Source organism: Burkholderia sp. Bp9031, assembly GCF_003857965.1.
Taxonomy (GTDB): domain Bacteria; phylum Pseudomonadota; class Gammaproteobacteria; order Burkholderiales; family Burkholderiaceae; genus Burkholderia; species Burkholderia ambifaria_A.
Genome location: NZ_QTPW01000002.1, coordinates 78,287 through 97,102, shown reverse-complemented (window position 1 = coordinate 97,102; position 18,816 = coordinate 78,287). Strand labels below are relative to the sequence as shown.

The window sequence follows — 18,816 nt, the reverse complement described above, 5'->3', positions numbered from 1 at the left end:
CAACGAAACGGGAAGGGGATGCCGACCATGAAACTCGCCAGGCCGCTGTTCGCGCCGCACATGTCGTTCGTCGAACGCGCGTGGTATGTCGCGCTGCGCGTGCTCGTCGTGCTGACGCTGCTGTACCTGATCCTGCCGGTGCTCGCGATCGTGCCGCTGTCGTTTTCTTCGAGCACGTTCCTCGTCTATCCGATCCCGGGCTTCTCGACGCGCTGGTACGAGAACCTGATCGCGTCCGACGAGTGGCGGATGGCCGCGAAGAACAGCTTCATCGTCGCGCCGTCGGCGACGATCGTCGCGACCGTATTCGGCACGCTCGCCGCGATCGGCCTCACGAAGGCGGACTTCCGCGGCAAGGGCCTCCTGATGGCCGTGCTGCTGTCGCCGATGATCGTGCCCGTCGTCGTGGTCGGGGTCGGCATGTACCTGTTCTTCGCGCCGCTCGGGCTCGCGAACACCTACACGGGGCTGATCGCCGCGCATGCGGCGCTCGGCGTGCCGTTCGTCGTGACGACGGTCGCCGCGACGCTGCAGGGCTTCAACCAGAACCTGGTGCGTGCGAGCCTGTCGCTCGGCGCGAATCCCGTCACGACGTTCTTCCGCGTGACGCTGCCGGTGATCGCGCCGGGCGTGATGTCGGGCGCGCTGTTCGCGTTCGCGACGTCGTTCGACGAAGTCGTCGTCACGCTGTTCCTCGCGGGCGCGGACCAGACGACGCTGCCGCGCCAGATGTTCACCGGCATCCGCGAGAACATCAGCCCGACGATCGCCGCGCTCGCGACGATCCTGATCATCTTCTCGACGAGCCTGCTGCTCGCGCTCGAATGGCTGCGCGGACGCAACGCGCGACGCGCGGTGTCGTGACGCGGCACGGGCGGGACAGCCGTGCGGTATCCGATGCGCAAGCCGGCGCGCGCGAGGCCGTTGCCGCGCGCACCGGCGTTCACATCACGCTCAGAAGTCGCCCGTCTGGATCAGCTTGTTGAGGTTCGCGATGTTCAGGCTGCCGAAGCCGGTCGTCAGATCCCAGCCGGTGCCTGCGGTATAGCCATACCCCTGATAGCCGTTGTTTCCCGACACGACGTCATGGCGCACGAGCGACGGGTTCGACGGAATGTCGGCGTAGAACTTGCCGGCCGGGAAGCCGAGGCCCGTGCCGTTCGCCGCGAGCAGCCGTGCCCAGAAGCCCGTGAAGATCGGCGCGGCGAGGCTCGTGCCGCCGATCTGCTGCAACTGGCCGTAGTTGTAGATGTACGCGCCCGTGCTTTGCGCGGCATCGAACGACACGTCGGGCAACTGACGGTTGCTGCCCGACTGCCACGACGGCGCCGGCAGGATCGTGCTGACGCCGCCGCCCGTCGCCCACAGCTTGCCGTTGCCGTCGAGGCCTTCGTTCCATACCGTTTCGTTCGAGAACGCGCCCGCAGACGTGGTGTACAGCGTCGTGCCGCCGATCGCGAGCACGTGCGGCGAAGCGGCTGGCCACGACACTGTGTAGTTCGCACCGTCCGGATAGCCGCGGTTGTTGCACTCGTATACACCTTCGTCGCCGGACGACACCGAGAACGTCTGGCCTTGCGCGGCGGCCGTCGTGAAGATCTGCTCTTCGGCATCGATCGTGCCGTCCGTGTTCGCGTCGGTCTCGCACCAGCCGAGCGAAACGTTGATCACTTTAGCGGTGTTGTCCGACACCGCGCGGTTGAACGCCTGCGTGAGCCCGGTATTGCCGGCCGCGTTCAGGTCCGCCATGTAGAACATCAGCTTGCCGACCTGGCCGCCGGCCGAGCCGACGATCGACTGGCTGTCGAGATCCCATTCGCCCTGGCCGCTCTGGTCGTCGCTGTAGCTGCCGGTCGTGCCGGTGCCGTTGGTTTTCACGGTCTGGGTCGAGACCGTGCCGTAGCCGTTAGCCGACGTGAACTGCTTCAGGTCCTGCAGCGTCTGCGACACGCCGCCGATCGTGATGATGCCGACGGTCACGCCGGCAGCGGTCGGCACGCCGGTCGCGTTGTAGAGGCCCGGGAATTCCTTCGGATAGTGGCCCGTGGCCGTGCCGGCTGCGAGCGCCTGCGGCTTCGCGACGTTGCCGATGCGCAGCATCGGCCGTGCGTGCGCGACGTTCTGCAGCCCCAGCACCGAGCCGACGACGCCGCCGAGCGCATGCGGCACCTGCGCGGTCGATGCGTTCGCGAAGCCCGAGCGGCCCGCGTACTGGAAGTGCACGAGTGACGTGTTGAAGGCGGTCTTCACCGTGCCGGCCGTGCCGCGCGCGGACACCAGCAGACGGTTCGGCGCGACCTCGATGTTCACGAAGCCGCTCTTGCGCAGATAGTCGACGACCGAATTCACCTGCGCTTCGGTTGGCGCGTAGCTGGCGAGGAACTGCTCGTGCGTGAGGTACTGGCGGTAATGCGCGTTGCCGGGCCGGTTCACGTCGTGTGCGAGCTGCTTGAGCTGTGCGGCGTTGCGCAGCTTCAGGCTGATGACGACGTCGGTCGTCTCGCCGGCCGCGAGTTCGAGCGACGGCGCCGCGCTGCGCGCCATCAATTGCGGGCCGGTCAGAAAGGCCTTCGTGTGGGTGTCGACCCAGTCCGTCGTCGCATGCGCCGCGCCAGCGGCGAACACGAACGGGACCGCGCACGCAAGGCGGCGAGGCGACGGAAGGGGGAGGGCAAACCAGGCGTTCCTTTTCATCGGGAGTCCTTTTTAGGAGAGACGACGTTGCTGGAGCCCCCGGCCCTTGTGGGGCCGCGAGCGCAGACGAGCGTAGGGCGTCGGTGCCGTTCAGGCAGCTGCCAGTTTCCATAGCTGTCAGTTCTGACATGGGCGTGCGGCCAGGCGTGTAGCACGTGGCGCGCTGCGGCAGGCGGCGCGAATCCGCAAGGGAACCGGTTCGCGGCACGGTGGCAATGCGACGCTTACCGTTCGTATACGTGAGTCGCTCGTCGCTGCGACGGGAGGTGCGCGGAGACGGCTTGGACGATTGCGTACGCGCATGATTTGCGATCGGCCGCCGCCACATGCGGTGTCGCACTATGTGGTCAAACGAAGTGAGGTGGCCGGGGCGGGTGCGTGGATGCACGAAAAAGGCGCCGGCGGAGCCCGCGTGTTTCCCGAATTGTGGAACAGCGCGTCGTGCAGTCTTGCGGACGGCTTTCGATCACAAGTACGACGCCGCAAATTAGAGTAAATGCTCGAGTCAGAAGGGTGGGACGATCGCTGTCCGGGAGGGAAGCGAAGCTGCCGTGACGTGGCTACTCCTGCCTGGTGCGGCCGCAATGAAATGCGGTAGCGATCGGCTACGTCCGCTTTCCGCCATCGCTCAATTTGGATTGGACCGTCGGGCGCATCGGGCATGTCGCGCGGCGAAGAGCTATGCGACAGCAGCGTGGATTTAATCGAGCGAATCGGTAGCAGGGAAACGCCAAATCCATTTTTGCTCGATCGGGACGCGTTAGCGGATTCGGCTTCAAATCCCGGTTCCTGCCAATTTCAGATTCGTCCTATGGCGGCTTCGCCCCTTACCCGGTTAAAGTCGCGCGGCCTATTCCGCAAACGTTTTCGGAGGATTGATTGATCCCGAGCACGGCCAATTTCGATACACCCGCACGCGCGGGCATCAACATCCATCAGTTCTACAGCCTTGATCTCAAGGGCATGCCTGCCGCCGCGCTAGCGGATGTCTACGAGTTCGATGGGGTACGCGGGATCGGAGAGCCGACGAAGTACACGATCCAGTTCACGCATCCTCGTCATGACCTGTCACGCAGCGAATTCCTGAACCGGATAGGTGCGTTTGTGATCCAGCCGCCGCCGCGTGACCGATGGAGCCAGCCTGAAAGCGCACGTCGCGTGCAAGGCGTGGTAACTGGGTTCGCCCTCAAAGCGACCAACCGCGACCAGTCGTTGTACGAGATCGTGCTGGAATCGCGTCTGGCGCTGTTGCGCAATGCGGCCAAATGCCGGTTCTTTCTGGACAAGACCGTTCCCGAGATCATCGAGCAGATTCTGCGCGAGCATGAGTTCAACCAGATCTTCGCGCGCTTCGAATTTCAGCTGCACCGCACCTATCGCAAGCGCAGCTTCGTGATGCAATGGGGCGAGGACGACCTGGTGTTCATTACGCGCTTATGCAGACGCTCGGGTATCTGGTTCGTGTGCGAGGAAGGCGAGCATTGCGAGCAGGTGCGCTTCGGCGACGACTATGCGCACTACCGCCGCGATCCAGAGCGCCTGACGGTTGCGTACCGGCCGCACAGCGGGCTGGAAACTGGAGGCGTCGAGTCGGTCAGCGCGCTCGAAATGCACGCGAAGACGGTGCCCGCGACCTACGTCGTACGCATGTTCAACACCGAAACGGCGATTTCGGATCCGATCGAGGCGGTCAGCCCCATCCGGGATGACCGCACCACGTATGGTGAAGCATATATCTGGGGGATGCCGAACCAGAACGAGAGCGAGGCGAAGGAGGAGGCGCAACTGCGCCGCGAGGCCGCGCTGGCCGCACAGGTCGAGTATCGCGGCGAGTGCGACATGCTGGATCTCACGCCCGGCTCGGTGCTGAAACTGTCTAACCGGGAGTTGTCCGATGCAAGGCACGGGCTGGTTGTGGTGCGGGTGACGAGTAGCGCGACCCGGAAGAAGGCATATCACGTCAAGTTCGACGCGATTCCGTCCGATCGCCAGTATCGAATGCCGTTGATGGAAGAAACGTGGCCCAGGATCGACGGAGTCATCACCGGGACGATCGCGTCGTCGGGCGGCTGGAAAGACCCGTATCTGGATGGGCAGGGCGAATACATCGTCGATCTCCATATGGATCGCGACACGCGGGCGCCCGGTTTGCAAAGCTGTCCGATGCGGCTGGCGAAGCCATTCGCGGGTCCGAACCAAACCGGCTTTCACTTCGGGCTCGTCGAGGGGACGGTCGTTGGCGTGAGCTTCCTGTGGGGTTGCGTGGATCTGCCGTTCATCAGCCATGTGCTGCATACCGCTCAACACACGGATCCGATTGTCGCGGGCGACCCCTGGGGCACGCGCAACACGATCCGCACGCGCTCGAACAACACCGTCGAGTTGGACGACCGGGAGGGCAAGGAACACGTCAAGGTCGCGACCGAGCACGGCAAGACGCAACTCAATCTCGGCTATACGGTGGACCGGGACCAGCGACTGCGTGGCGACGGCTTCGAACTGCGCACCGACGATCGGGGGCACGTGCGTGCGGGTGGTGGCCTGCTGGTGTCGTCCGACAGGCAGGAGAAGGCAATCGGACCGTCGTCCGACATGCGGCCGATGACGAACCAGTTTGCGTTGACGCAGGCGCAGGCTCGGGGATTGACCGATGCCGCGGCCGTTGCGCATGCGGAGATCGCGGACCTGAAGTCGGAAAACGCGTGGCTGAAGGACGAACTCGCTAGCTTGAAGACCGCCGTGATTGCGCTGTCCGCGCCGAACGGCATAGGCCTGGCAACGCCGGATCGGGTGATGGTGTCGGCGGGTAAGGACGTGAGCGTCGGCACGTCGTCGCGGTTCAACGTGAATGCGCTTCGGAATGTCGCTATCGCAGCAGGCGAGGTGCTGTCGCTGTTTGCGCACAAGTTCGGCATCAAGCTCTATGCCGCGCGCGGCAAGGTTCAAATCCAGGCGCAGTCGGACGTGATGGAAATGGTTGCGCAAAAAGACATGCGAATCACCAGTGCCGACGGCACCACGACGGTCAATGCCGCCAACGGGGTCGTGCTCGGCGGTGGCGGCACCGCCTACATCAAGGTGCAGGGCGATAACGTCGAGATTGGCGGGGCCGGCTGCCTGATCCTCAAGATCATCGAAATTCAGAAGGAAGGGCCGGGTGCGCTGTCGCTGCCGCTACCGAAGTTCAACCAGATCGATGTCGCGAATGACGAGCGGTTCATTCTCAGCGACGACGTTACCGGTCGACCAGTCGCGAACCGACCGTACAAGATTCAGCTCGCTAGTGGACAGATTATCGAGGGCGTTACCAGCGACAAGGGGGAGACCTCGTTGAGCCGGCAGGATGTTGCGCGGGGGCTCAAGCTACTGCTCCAGAACAATAAGGATGCCTGATTCATGACCGACCAATCAAACCAACCGGACGGTATGGACGGCGAGGCAGATGCGCAGAAACCCTATCAGCACGACACCGCAACGCGCATCGTGCCGATGAAGCGCGATCATCTGGGGCAACCGTATTGGGAGTCGTATCACACTCCGAGCAGTTTCCAGGTGCGGGCGGAATGCAGGATCCCACCGCATATGCCCGGCGTCATCATTTTTGTGCATGGCGTTAATTCCACGGGGGAGTGGTATGACGCGGCGGAGCAGGCGTTGTGTGCCGGATTGAATGATCGTTTGCGCCGCACGGAAGAAACGAAGCTCGAAGCGAACTCGTATATCGTTGAAGGTTCCGATGGCCGTCCGATTCCTCGTCAGATTGATCCCACAAAGCCTGGGCATTCCCCGGTGATCCGCTTTTACTGGGGATATCGTGCGGCAAAAGGCGACGAGTACATATGGCGCATCCCAATGCGCAATCCGCGCGGCATTGATCTATGGGCGTGGGGGCCAGACTGCACGAACAGAGAAGACGGTCCCTGGTATTGGGGGGGCGGTCCTTTCCAGAACGGCACCAACAATCTGCAGCAATTGTGGAGCTACGAGGGATTTAGGCGTCACGTGCTCAAGTTCGACATGGAGTCGTTGAATACAGAGGCTGATCGCCAATTGCAAGACGCCCCTCCGCGCACATATTACGCGCACGCGGCTCAACGCCTGGCAGATTTGATTGACCGGATTCGCAACGAGTGTTCACGCGATACGGTGTCAGTGATGTCGCATAGCCAAGGGACGATGATCGCGCTGGCGGCGACCGCCTTATGCAAGACACGCGCGCCCGATGCAGTGTTCGTAATGAATTCGCCGTATGCCCTTGATGACAAGGTCACGGATGCCCTGGCCTGCGGCTCGGAGCGTCCGACTCCCGACGCGCGCGTCAACACCTTCCGGAATATTGCCAATCGGATCAAGCAGGACAAGCGCGAGATGGACGAGGAGCGAATGATGCAGCTTCAGTGCGGAGCGTCGGAAGATATGGATTTCTGGCGACCCGACAACCAGCGCAAGTCTGGCGTGCATGAGCGCGACAATCACGGTCGTCTTTATGTGTATTTCACGCCGCATGATCGCGTGATGGGCGCGGTGCCGCTGCAAAGTATCGGCTGGCAGGGCGTGGATGACAAATTGCTTCGTGAGTTGGGTGATACCGTGAAGCAGCGCATGCTGGCGCGCGGTACGCCGGTGGGCGACGCGCCGGGCGAGAAGAAGTTCGGTACGCTGCCGCCGACTCCCGACGACATGCTTGTGCCCGGAGCGAAGTCGACCGATTTTTGGAACGGCAACCGGAAAATTTTTACGCCCCTCGTGAAGCTGTGGGCGGTACCGCATCCCGACAAAACCGTGACGATCAATGCCGAGCAGGTGCCGAATCCGATCTCGCCGGAAGAAATGAAGTACTTCGAGATGTCTCGCCGGATTGCGCCTGAGATGGGAAAGTGGGACAAGAATCTGACCGATCCGAATCAAGGGCAATACGCTGATTCTGAATACCGCTACATGCGCTCTATTTTTCAGCCGTCGAAGACAGTTACTTCCGAGGAAATTTACACATCCAAGCGTACGACGCGAGTGGAAAATCAGGAAGAAATGCTGCAACGACTCGATACTTATCGCGCCGAGCCGACCAATCACAGCACGTTACCTGGGAATCAGGCATTCATGCGCCGAGTAGCAGCCTACGATCTGCCGATCGGCTTTTGTGATGCATATGAGAGACCGGCGTTCTGGACTGGTCTGATGAAATTTGCCGACTGGACGCAGGGTTATGACGATTACTTTGAAATTTGCGCTCTCCAAAGCATTGTAAAGCCGGCCTATATCGATTGGAACACGGTGGCTGAGGAGCAAAGCAAAGCCGAAGCTGAACAACTTCGGCAACAGCAATGGAAGGGGGGAACGTGATGAGGTACTCGATTATCATCATCGTGCTGGTAACCCTAATGTCAGGGTGCGTGGTGCAACAACGACAAGTATTTTCATTGGGTGATTTCCTTAGTGCGAAGGTGCTACCTTATGATTCGCCACCGCAGGTCATCTACAGAGTTGATAATCATCGTTTTGTGACGCTTGAGAACTATCGTGACTGTAACTATGGTCAAGCGTATTACAACGATACACATGCTGGTATAAAAACGGGTTTGGGCAGAGCAAGTATCGAAGATTACCAGGGGCGATTGATTAACGCCGATCCAACCGGGCAAAATCTGGCCTTTCCATCTGGTGCGCCCCCCCATCTTGGAACATCAGATCGTGGTGTTGACGTTGGATTGTTGTATTCCACGGACAGGGGGAGGACTTTCGCTGCCTTCGCCTATATGAGGCATAGTTTTGATCCGTTCGAGGATTCGAAGCGATATACAGTCGCGGTAACGAGGGATAAATTATTTGTTGCCCGGGTCGACTATGGCAATGAAACCGGCAGCGCTTATGTGAAAGAGTATCCGCTGGTTCATGAGATCGATTTGAGCAAGCCGTATCCATCAGGGATATACGGATCAACCTTTTCTACATCTAAACAACCGAATTACTTATATGGCGTCGTTACGCCCTCTGGCCAGGATCGAATCACGTGCGACACATCGATCAAGCCGACCAACCCAGATGCGCCGTTGGTGCCTCGGTGAAATGCAGACGCTGATGATAAACGCCATGACCATAATCGCACTGCTCGCCCTGATGCAAGGGTGCACCGCGCAGAGTCCGCAGCGTCCGGCCTTCGGGCTTGGAGATTTCATGAGTTCAGCACTCAAGGAGTTGCCGTATGACTCGCAGCCCCAAGTGATCTATCGGATTGACAATCACCGCTTTGTCACATTGGAGCGTTACCGCGATTGTTATCACGGGGAGTCGCACTACAATGACACTCGTGCCGGAATTCGAAAATTTTTAGGGCGAGGCATGTTTGAAAATTTCCAGGGGAGAATCATTAATGCCGATCCAGCCGGTGAGAATATTGTTTTACCTCTGGCCTATCCGGATGGATTGGTTTGTGGAAATGGTGAAAAAGGGTTGTGTGGTGCCGTTTTGGTATTCGACAGACGGTGGTAAGACTTTCGCCACGAAGGTCTACGCGGATCATAGTTTTATTCATTTGAAGACTCGAGGCGGTATACGTTCGCTTCAACGAAAGATAAGCTGTTTTTTGCTCAGGTCGATTATGGTAATGAAAATGGTAGCGCTTATGTGAAGGAATATCCGCTGATTCCGGGGGTTGATTTGAGTAGGCCGTATCCACCCGGGGTGCGCGGCTCAACGTTTTCTACATCTAAACGACCGAATTACTTATCTGGTGTCGTTACGCCCTCCGGCCAGGATCGAATCACCTGCGATGCATCGATCAAACCGACCAACCCGGATGCGCCTCTGGTGCCTCAATGAGGCGCGCCATTCATATCACCGTACATGCACCACACCATCATGAAGAACCCAATTTGTGTAGGCGATGCGACGACACACGGCGGCATCGTAAAGACCGCTTCATCGACGTTCGATCTTGACGGCCGCAAGGTGGCGCTGCTGCATGACGTCGTCTCGTGCCCGGAGCACGGTGACAACCCGATCATCGAATGCGCCGAGGGTTACAGTGAAGGCGGCCGAAAATGGGCTGTACACATGTGCCGATCGCAGTGCGGCAGCCAGGTGATCGCCAGCAGCATGGGGATGAAAATCGCATGAGCAGAGCATGGACCCTCTCGGGCGTCGAGGAGTATCAGTACGGCAAGCCGCCCTCGATCTGGTGGTGTGTGCTTGCCGTAGTGATCATTCAGACTGCGGGCATGCTCATCACGGTATTCAACTGGGAGCAGGGCAAACCGGTGATGTCCGAACCCTTCTTCGTGCGCGCGTTGTTGTTGCCTCTGCTGGTATCGGGGGTCGTATGCTCAGCGATCTATTCCGGCTATGAGGATTGGATCGAGCGGGTTGATTGGTGGAACTTCCTGTGTCGCAGCGAGCGGGCTGCATGGCGGCAATGGGCACAAGCTCACATGGTGATCGTCGATAGCATTGCGTTGACGCCCGAGCCCGAGTTGGGCGAACGTCTGCTGGGCCTGGAGGGGAGCGCGCCGATGAACCCCGGCAAAATCCTGCCTTTGCCGGATACGGAAGGTTCGACAGGTGTATCGCGGCTCGCGGTGGTATTGGAGCAATTGGTGAGCCCGTTCGCGGCGCGCCTCGCGCGTCATGCGTCGAGCGAGACGGTCGACGTGATCCTGCAATCCGCCGACAAGGACGATCTGACCGAGCTCCGAGCGGTCTGGAAGAAACTGAACCTGCCCGATCTCGTGCAGTTCGGATGGATGCCGTTCGATGCGAAGCAGGCGAATATCGAGACGTGGTTCGACGAGGAGTGCACGTCCGATTTCCGGCTATTGCTGGCCTGCCAGCTGCATGCGGATGGCATGGAGCCGGCCTGGTCGGAGGCCGCCGTGGCGATGTTGCTCACCTCGCCATGCGTAGCCGCGAGCCTCAAGGAAACGGTCCGGCCCCAGGCGCGCTTATTCCGCCCGATTGCGATGCCGTCCGATTCCGTGGCGGACGCGCTGGAAACGCTGCTGGCCTCGGAGCAGACGCCGCGCCGGCGCATCCGGCACGCATGGATGAGTGATCTTCCGTCCCGGGGCCGTCATGCAACGCTGGGCGCCATCAAGGATGTAGGGCTGGAGCTGCCGGCGCATGATGTCGATCGCGCGATCGGCAAACCAGGGCCGGTAAATGCGCTCTTGCTTCAGGCGCTCGCGGCGCAGATGGTGACGCATGGCCAGGGCGCGCAACTGGTTGCTTCAGCTGGCGCCCAAAAGGTGCGGCTGAACCTGGTTGGAACCGAGCTTGTGCCTGTGCCTCGTGTCGATGCGGGCTATGGGCGTGTGCTTAGCTTGTCTGTCACCGTGGGCGGGAGTTGTTGCCTGGGCGTGGTCATCGTCGCGTTGAGTGCCCTCAACGCATCCCAAGGATGGTTCTGGGCCTGTCTGGGCGGGTCCGTCTTGCTGTTTCTGATGCAGATGGGCGGCTCGTACTTGAGGCGTAACTTGGTGGAAGATGACTTTTTCCGACAACTGCGACGCATGGAAGCTCGATGATGAGGTCGCTTGATGCATGGCGTGGGATCGAGCGCGCGGCGATTGAATAAGAATTAGAACAAGTAGTGGATTCCCGATGGGCGGTGTGGGGTTTCTCTCAACCTTGCTGCAACCGGCTCCATCGCCACGATAGTGAACATCCGCGAAATTCCTCCTTGACGCGTGCCGCTCAGCCACTATCCTTCAATCCATAACCATCGGGTTATGAATTCAACCATGCAAAACGCTCACGACATGTTGTTCAGGACGCTTGCCGATCCGACGCGCCGCGCGCTCTTCGAGCGGCTATGCGAGGAGGGCGAGCTGACGGTTGCCGCGCTGACGACCCATGCAGGCGTGTCGCAGCCGGCGGTATCGAAGCATCTGGGCGTACTGAAGCAGGCCGGGCTCGTGAGCGATCGCCACGAAGGCCGGCAGACGCACTACAGCGCGCAGCCGCAGGCGCTGACTCCGTTGATCGACTGGACCAGCCAGATGGCCGGCTTCTGGCAGAACCGGTTCGACGCTCTCGAAGATCTGCTCAAAAGGATGGATCAGTAATGAACCAAGCCACCTCCGAAACGCGTACCGTCGTCGTCGAACGGGAACTGCCTCATCCGCCAGAGAAGATCTGGCGCGCGCTCACGCAACCGCACCTGATCGAGGCGTGGCTGATGAAGAGCGACTTCGAGCCCGTCGCGGGCCGCACATTCAGTTTCCGTGCGGACTGGGGTTCGGTCGACTGCGCGGTGCTGACGATCGAGCCGCAGCGCGTGCTGTCCTATACGTGGGCCGCTTATGGCCTGGAAAGCGTCGTCACCTGGACGCTCACGCCGACGCCGCGCGGCACGCTGTTGCGGATGGAGCAGGCCGGCTTCCGCGCGGATCAGGAACAGGCATACCGCGGTGCGCAGCACGGGTGGGCGCGGTTCTTCGAGTCGCTCGAACAGGTGCTGGCGCGGTCCGATGAAGACCAGGAGGGCCGGGCATGAGCGCATCCGGCCTGGAGCTGGCGCCGTCGGCCCGCATCGACGCGCTGATCGCGGGGATCGCCGACTGGCGCGGCAAGACGTTCGCCGAGCTGCGCGAGACGATCCTCGCCGTCGACGACGGCATCGTCGAGGAATGGAAATGGATGGGCAGCCCGGTGTGGGCATGTGACGGAATGATCGCGGTCGCGAACGCACACAAGGGCAAGGTGAAGTTGACGTTCATGCACGGCGCGAAGCTGCCCGATCCCGACCAACTGTTCAACGACGGTCTCGACGGCAACGCGCGGCGCGCGATCGATTTTTTCGAAGGCGACCGGATCGACAAGCGGGCGCTGAAGAGCCTCGTACGCGCGGCGATCGAATACAACCGCACGCATCTGAAGAAGAATGCGCGATCCGGTGCCGGCGCGAAGGCGCGCAGCAGCAAGGCGGTGTGACGCGCGAGCCGGAAGCCGGCGGATGACGTCCCACGCAAGCGGGGTGCCGCCGTGTGATCGGCACAACTACGCCCGCTAGGCAGGCAAAAAAAAGCCCGACACGAGGTCGGGCATCCAAATCGGCCGCAACCGCCGCGAGGCGGCTGCGGCACCTGCAAAAGCCGCGCGCTTACGCTGCGAGCAGCGAGCGCAGCACGAACGGCAGGATACCGCCGTGCTTGTAGTAGTCGACTTCGATCGGCGTATCGATGCGCAGCAGCACCGGCACGCGGGTCGTTTCGCCGTTCTTGCGGTTGATCACGAGCGTGACGTCCTGCTGCGGCTTGAAGTCGTCGCCGAGGCCTTCGATGTCGTAGGTCTCTTCGCCGGTGATGTCGAGCGACTGGATGCTGTCCGAGCCCTTGAACTGCAGCGGCAGCACGCCCATGCCGACCAGGTTCGAACGGTGGATCCGCTCGAAGCTGCGTGCGATCACGGCCTTCACGCCGAGCAGTTGCGTGCCCTTCGCGGCCCAGTCGCGCGACGAGCCCGTGCCGTACTCTTCGCCCGCGAACACGACGGTCGGCGTGTCGGCTGCGACGTACTGCATGGCCGCGTCGTAGATCGACTGCTGCTCGCCGCTCGGCTGGTGGATCGTCAGGCCGCCTTCGACGCGCGTGCCGTCTGCCTTCGCCGGGATCATCAGGTTCTTGATCCGGACGTTCGCGAACGTGCCGCGCATCATCACGTCGTGGTTGCCGCGGCGCGAGCCGTAGCTGTTGAAGTCGGCCTTCTGCACGCCGTTCTCCTTCAGCCACTTGCCAGCCGGCGAGTCTTCCTTGATCGAGCCTGCCGGGCTGATGTGGTCGGTCGTGACCGAGTCGCCGAAGATGCCGAGTGCGCGCGCGCCCTTGACGGTCGGGATTGCAGCGGCCGGCTCCATCGAGAAGTCGTTGCCGAAGAACGGCGGCTCCGCGATGTAGGTCGACTTCGGCCAGTCGTAGACCTGGCCCGTTTCGCCCTCGATCTTGCTCCAGAGGTCGCCCTTCTTGGTCAGCTTCGAGTAGTTGTCCTCGAACTTCTTCGGGTCCAGCGCGAACTTGAGCAGCGCGTGGATTTCCTCGCTCGTCGGCCAGATGTCGCCGAGGTAGATGTCGTAACCGTCCTTGCCCTTGCCGACCGGCTCGGTCATCAGGTCGCGCGTGATGTTGCCGGCGATCGCGTAGGCGACGACGAGCGGCGGCGACGCGAGGAAGTTCGCGCGGATGTTCGGGTGGATACGCGCTTCGAAGTTACGGTTGCCCGACAGCACGGCTGCAGCGACGATGTCGTTCTTCGTGATCGCTTCGTTCAGTTCCGGCGTCAGGTCGCCCGCGTTGCCGATACAGGTCGTGCAGCCGTAGGCGGCGACTTCGAAGCCGAGCTTCGCGAGGTAGGGCAGCAGGCCCGTCTTCGTCAGGTACTCGGTGACGATGCGCGATCCCGGCGCGAGCGACGTCTTGATGTGCGGCGCGACGGTCAGGCCGGCTTCGACGGCCTTCTTCGCGAGCAGGCCGGCGGCCAGCAGCACGCTCGGGTTCGACGTGTTCGTGCACGACGTGATCGCGGCGATCAGCACGTCGCCGTTCTTCACGTCGACGCCGTTGGTCGTCGTGTATTGCGTGCCCAGATCTTCCGCCTTCTTCGCGAAGCCGTTTTCCGCGACCGGCTTCGAGAACAGGTCGGTGAACGTCGACTTGACGTTGCCGATCTCGATGCGGTCCTGCGGGCGCTTCGGGCCGGCCAGCGACGGGGCGACCGTTGCCAGGTCGAGCGTCACCGTCTTCGTGTAGTCGATGTCGCCGGCCTTCGGAATGCCGAACAGCTTCTGTGCCTTGAAGTAGTTCTCGAATGCGGCGATTTCCGCCTTCGTGCGGCCCGTGCCTTCGAAGTAGTCGATCGTCTTTTCGTCGACCGGGAAGAAGCCCATCGTCGCGCCGTATTCCGGCGCCATGTTGCCGATCGTCGCGCGATCAGGCAGCGACAGCGACTTCGTGCCTTCGCCGAAGAATTCGACGAACTTGCCGACGACCTTTTCCTTGCGCAGCATTTCGGTGATCGTCAGCACCAGGTCGGTGGCCGTCACGCCTTCGCGCAGCTTGCCCTTCAGCTCGACGCCGACGACGTCCGGCGTCAGGAAGTACACCGGCTGGCCGAGCATGCCGGCTTCAGCCTCGATGCCGCCCACGCCCCAGCCGACCACGCCGATGCCGTTGATCATCGTCGTGTGGCTGTCCGTGCCGACGAGCGTATCCGGGTAGTACACCGTATCGCCGCCGTCCGCCTTCTTGTGGACGCCGCGCGCGAGATACTCGAGGTTCACCTGGTGGACGATGCCGACGCCCGGCGGCACGACCTTGAACGTGTCGAACGCCTGCATGCCCCACTTCATGAACTGGTAGCGTTCGTTGTTGCGCTGGAATTCCAGCTTCATGTTCAGGTCGAGCGCATCTTTCTGGCGGAAGTAGTCGATCTGGACCGAGTGGTCGACGACGAGATCGACCGGGACCAGCGGCTCGATCTTCTTCGGATTCTTGCCCGAACGCTCCGCGACACCGCGCATGGCCGCGATGTCGGCGAGCAGCGGCACGCCCGTGAAGTCCTGCAGCACGACGCGCGACACGACGAACGGAATCTCGTCGACGCGCTTGGCGGTCGGCTTCCAGTTCGCGAGCTGCTCGATGTGTTCTTCGGTGATCTTCTTGCCGTCGTAGTTGCGCAGGACGGACTCGAGCACGATACGGATCGACACCGGCAGGCGCTCGATCTTCGTCTTCAGTTCCTTGCCGAGCTGCGGCAGCGAGTAGAACTTGCCTTTGCCGGAACCGCTGTCGAATTCCTTGAGGGTCTTGTGGAGATTGTGGGCCATGGTGATTTTCCTGGGTTTAAGGCTAGGAAACAAAGAGTCCTGTATCTGACGGCTATATCACATACAGATCGACGTACTCATCGACCGGCATCGCTTCGAGCTTTGCCTGGTCCAGCGACACGTCGAGAATCGCTTGTTGCTGCTTGGCCGGAAAACGGCGGGCAAGGTTGGTCCGGAACTTGTCGACCAGGAGCGGGATGCCGTCCGCACGGCGTCGCTGATGGCCGATCGGGTATTCGACCGCCACTTCGGCAAGCTTCGACCCGTCCGCGAATTCGATCGTCAGCGCATTCGCGATCGATCGCCTGGCCGGGTCATGGTAATCCTTCGTGAACTGCGGATCCTCGACGCACACGGTTTTCGCGCGTAACGCGTCGATGCGCGGATCGGCGGCGATCGCGTCTTCGTAATCGGCCGCGGTCAGCCGGCCGAACAGCAGCGGCACGGCGACCATGTACTGGATGCAGTGGTCGCGGTCGGCCGGATTGGCGAGCGGGCCCTGCTTGTCGATGATGCGGATCGCGGCCGCGTGCGTGCGGATCGTGATCCGGCTGATGTCGTCGGCCGTGCGGCCCGCCGCGGCGAGCTGCGCGTGCAGCTGCAGCGCGGCCTCGGCGGCCGTCTGCGCATGGAATTCGGCGGGGAACGCGATCTTGAACAGCACGTTCTCCATCACGTACGTGCCGTACGGGCGCTGGAAGCGGAACGGCTGCCCGTTGAACAGCACGTCGTAGAAGCCCCAGGTTTTCGCGGTGAGCGCCGACGGGTAGCCCATTTCACCCGTTTTCGCGATCAGCGCGAGGCGCACCGCGCGGGACGTCGCGTCGCCTGCCGCCCACGACTTGCGCGAACCGGTGTTCGGCGCGTGGCGGTAGGTGCGCAGTGCGTGGCCGTCGACGAATGCGTTGGACACCGCGTTGATCAGTTCGTCGCGCGTGAGCCCGAGCAGGCGGCCGACGACGGCCGTCGATGCGACCTTCACGAGCAGCACGTGGTCGAGCCCGACCGCATTGAACGAATTCTCGAGCGCGAGGCAGCCCTGGATCTCGTGGGCCTGGATCATCGCGACGAGCACGTCGCGCATCGTGAGCGGCTTCCGGCCGGCCGCGACGGCCGTGCGAGAGAGCCAGTCGGCCGTCGCCAGGATCCCGCCGAGGTTGTCGGACGGATGCCCCCATTCGGCGGCGAGCCAGGTGTCGTTGAAGTCCAGCCAGCGGATCATCGCGCCGATGTCGAAGGCAGCCTGGACGGGATCGAGCTGGAAGGACGTGCCGGGCACCTTCGCACCGTTCGGCACGATCGTGCCGGACACGACGGGGCCGAGCAGCTTGGTGCAGGCAGGGTAGGACAGCGCCTCGAGTCCGCATCCGAGCGTGTCGATCAGGCAATGACGCGCCGTCTCCAGCGCAAGCGCGCTGTCGATGCCGGCGTTCAGCACGTAGTCGACGATATCGACGAGTACCGAATCCGGGGCAGGGCGGACGTTGGAGACCGGGGCGGACATCGAGGGGCCGAGGGGAACGGGCTTTTAGTTCGTTGCCGGCTTCAGTTCGTTCGATTGCGTCGGCGCTGCCGTGCCTTGTGCCATTTCCGTCGTCACGCATTCGTCCGCGAGGCGCTCGCCGCCGTTGGCGTCGGAGAACAGCATCGCCTTGCTCGGGATCACGACCAGCTTGAAGCCTGCTGCCGGATCGTAGAACGTGTCGGCACCCGTCGTCGTGGCCTGACGCGGCAGCTTGTAGTTCTTCTTCGCCCAGTGAACCGTGACGACCTGGTCGCGCTTCATGTCGCCGGCGAGGTCGAACGACAGGCCTTCCTTACAGGACCACTTGACCGCGCCGTCCGGTACCGGATCGACCTTGGCCGCTGCGCGTGCCTGCGCCTTCTTGCTGCGCGGGATGATGCGCTTGGCCGGCGCCGGGCGCTTGGCCGTCTTCTTCGCGGTCGTCGTGGCCGTACCCTGGGCAAACGCGCTCGGAGCCGACACCAGCATCGTGGCGGACAACGCGCCGATGGCGGTAGCGATCAGGAGTTTCTTCATGGAGTCAGAACCTTTCGATAATCAGTTGACAAGGGCCGGCAATCGAGCCTGCCGGCCGGTTTGAAACTGCACGCGCCCCGAAAGCGCGCAGCGGCCGCTATTTTCACCTATTTGGCCGCGTCCATATCAGGTTTTCAGGCTCCGTTACGTTTTTTGTCGTTTCGCAAACCTCTATCCGGTTCGCGCGTCGTCGAATGCATGAAACTCGTGTATCGGCCGGCGGCGCGCGCTTACGGCGCGCTGCCCGCGGTGTCCGGCCCGAACAGCGGCGCGGCCTCGGCTGGCACCGGCTGGCCGGTCGCCCGCGCGCGGCGCAGGACGGACCAGTAATAGCGGTAGCTCGCGCGGTCATGCAGTGTATCGCCGTGGCGCGTCGGGCCCCAGTCGGCGGCCTGCGCGGCCAGCAGGATCTCGGCGGCCAGTGCGACTTCATCGGTGCGCGGCGCGAATGCGTCGACGATCGGGCGGATCTGCGCGGGGTGGATGCTCCACATCCGCGTGAACGCGAACTCGTCGCGCGCACGGCGTGCGTCGCCGGCGACGACCGCCATGTCGCGCACCTCGGTCGTCACGTTGTGCGACGGCGTCTTGCCGTGCGCGTGGCAGGCCGCGGCGATTTCCAGCTTCGCGCGGCGCACGAGCGGGTGGTCGAACTGGCCGGGCGAGCGCATCGCCGCATCGGGAATCGCGCCGTGATGCGCGGACACGAAATCCATCAGCCCGAAGCTCAGCGTGCCGACCAGCGGCAGCGCGGCGAGGGCGGCCGCCTGTGCGAGCGCGCCGTGCGTCTCGACCAGCACGTCGACCGGGATCGGCTGCGCGAGGCCGAGCTCGCGGCGCGTGCCTTCGATGAACGCGACCATCTCGGCCGCGTCGGCGGCGCTCGCGATCTTCGGCAGCGTGACGTAGGCCGGTGCGCGCGCGGCGCGCAGCACGATGCGCACGTCGTCGCGCCAGTGGGGATGGGAAAAGTCGTGGATGCGGACGCCGACCCGCCCGAAGCGGTTTTCGGCGCTGCCGAGGAAGTCGGCGACGAGCTGCGCGTGCGCGGCTTCGTGGCCGACGGCCGCGCCGTCCTCGCAGTCGAGCGTGATGTCGAACACGGGGCCGAGTTCGGCCTGGAGCGCGAGCGACTTGCGCATCAGCTTTTCGCTGCCCGCGTAGTGATCGCAGCAGGGCAGGATCGCGGGCGGGGACGCCCCGTCGTACAGCACTTGTGCAGGAGTGAGCGCGGACATCTCTTCTACGTCAGGGAAGCGGGCAACGT

At 62.5% G+C, this 18,816-nt stretch carries 15 protein-coding genes; 10 read left to right on the top strand and 5 right to left on the bottom strand.

What is annotated here, in order from left to right:
* The first annotated feature begins 27 nt into the window (after positions 1–27).
* Positions 28–864, top strand: coding sequence for an ABC transporter permease (locus DIE15_RS03630; RefSeq protein WP_124832407.1), 837 nt, complete (start codon positions 28–30; stop codon positions 862–864).
* A gap of 90 nt (positions 865–954) precedes the next feature.
* Here DIE15_RS03630 and DIE15_RS03625 read toward each other — a convergent pair whose 3' ends face one another.
* On the bottom strand, positions 955–2,694 hold the full coding sequence (locus tag DIE15_RS03625) for a protease pro-enzyme activation domain-containing protein (protein ID WP_124832406.1): 1,740 nt from the start codon (positions 2,692–2,694) through the stop codon (positions 955–957).
* Between the two features lie 879 nt (positions 2,695–3,573).
* Here DIE15_RS03625 and DIE15_RS03615 point away from each other — a divergent pair.
* The 9 genes from DIE15_RS03615 to DIE15_RS03575 all read left to right on the top strand — a co-directional run bounded on the left by DIE15_RS03615 (position 3,574) and on the right by DIE15_RS03575 (position 12,621).
* The gene (locus DIE15_RS03615) at positions 3,574–6,087 is read left to right on the top strand and encodes a type VI secretion system Vgr family protein (protein ID WP_260428175.1); all 2,514 of its coding nucleotides are present in this window, start codon (positions 3,574–3,576) and stop codon (positions 6,085–6,087) included.
* Between the two features lie 3 nt (positions 6,088–6,090).
* On the top strand, positions 6,091–8,037 hold the full coding sequence (locus DIE15_RS03610; RefSeq protein WP_124832405.1) for a DUF3274 domain-containing protein: 1,947 nt from the start codon (positions 6,091–6,093) through the stop codon (positions 8,035–8,037).
* On the top strand, positions 8,037–8,759 hold the full coding sequence (locus tag DIE15_RS03605) for a hypothetical protein (protein ID WP_124832544.1): 723 nt from the start codon (positions 8,037–8,039) through the stop codon (positions 8,757–8,759). Before DIE15_RS03610 ends, DIE15_RS03605 begins: the two co-directional genes overlap by 1 nt.
* A gap of 1 nt (position 8,760) precedes the next feature.
* On the top strand, positions 8,761–9,183 hold the full coding sequence (locus DIE15_RS37460) for a hypothetical protein (protein WP_260428174.1): 423 nt from the start codon (positions 8,761–8,763) through the stop codon (positions 9,181–9,183).
* A gap of 369 nt (positions 9,184–9,552) precedes the next feature.
* On the top strand, positions 9,553–9,810 hold the full coding sequence (locus tag DIE15_RS03595; RefSeq protein WP_124832404.1) for a PAAR domain-containing protein: 258 nt from the start codon (positions 9,553–9,555) through the stop codon (positions 9,808–9,810).
* Positions 9,807–11,213, top strand: coding sequence for a hypothetical protein (locus tag DIE15_RS03590; RefSeq protein ID WP_124832403.1), 1,407 nt, complete (start codon positions 9,807–9,809; stop codon positions 11,211–11,213). Before DIE15_RS03595 ends, DIE15_RS03590 begins: the two co-directional genes overlap by 4 nt.
* A gap of 216 nt (positions 11,214–11,429) precedes the next feature.
* Entirely contained in the window at positions 11,430–11,753 is a 324-nt protein-coding gene (locus tag DIE15_RS03585) for a helix-turn-helix transcriptional regulator (RefSeq protein WP_124832402.1), read from the top strand.
* Positions 11,753–12,184: an SRPBCC domain-containing protein gene (locus DIE15_RS03580; protein ID WP_057923956.1), complete on the top strand. Its 432-nt coding sequence runs from the start codon at positions 11,753–11,755 to the stop codon at positions 12,182–12,184. The genes DIE15_RS03585 and DIE15_RS03580 overlap by 1 nt, the downstream gene beginning before the upstream one ends.
* Positions 12,181–12,621 (top strand): DUF1801 domain-containing protein, encoded by a 441-nt coding sequence (locus DIE15_RS03575; RefSeq protein ID WP_057923955.1) that lies wholly within the window; start codon positions 12,181–12,183, stop codon positions 12,619–12,621. Before DIE15_RS03580 ends, DIE15_RS03575 begins: the two co-directional genes overlap by 4 nt.
* A gap of 169 nt (positions 12,622–12,790) precedes the next feature.
* On the opposite strand, the gene acnA is transcribed toward DIE15_RS03575, so the two are convergent.
* The 4 genes from acnA to DIE15_RS03555 all read right to left on the bottom strand — a co-directional run bounded on the left by acnA (position 12,791) and on the right by DIE15_RS03555 (position 18,787).
* Complete coding sequence (gene acnA / locus DIE15_RS03570; protein WP_057923954.1) at positions 12,791–15,508, bottom strand: aconitate hydratase AcnA; 2,718 nt, start codon at positions 15,506–15,508, stop codon at positions 12,791–12,793.
* 52 nt (positions 15,509–15,560) lie between these two features.
* Entirely contained in the window at positions 15,561–17,012 is a 1,452-nt protein-coding gene (locus DIE15_RS03565) for a bifunctional 2-methylcitrate dehydratase/aconitate hydratase (protein WP_124832401.1), read from the bottom strand.
* Positions 17,013–17,036: 24 nt separating this feature from the next.
* Positions 17,037–17,549, bottom strand: a complete 513-nt coding sequence (locus DIE15_RS03560; RefSeq protein ID WP_057923952.1) for a hypothetical protein — start codon at positions 17,547–17,549, stop codon at positions 17,037–17,039.
* A 230-nt stretch (positions 17,550–17,779) separates the two neighbouring features.
* Complete coding sequence (locus DIE15_RS03555) at positions 17,780–18,787, bottom strand: CoA ester lyase (protein ID WP_057923951.1); 1,008 nt, start codon at positions 18,785–18,787, stop codon at positions 17,780–17,782.
* Between the last annotated feature and the right edge of the window lie 29 nt (positions 18,788–18,816).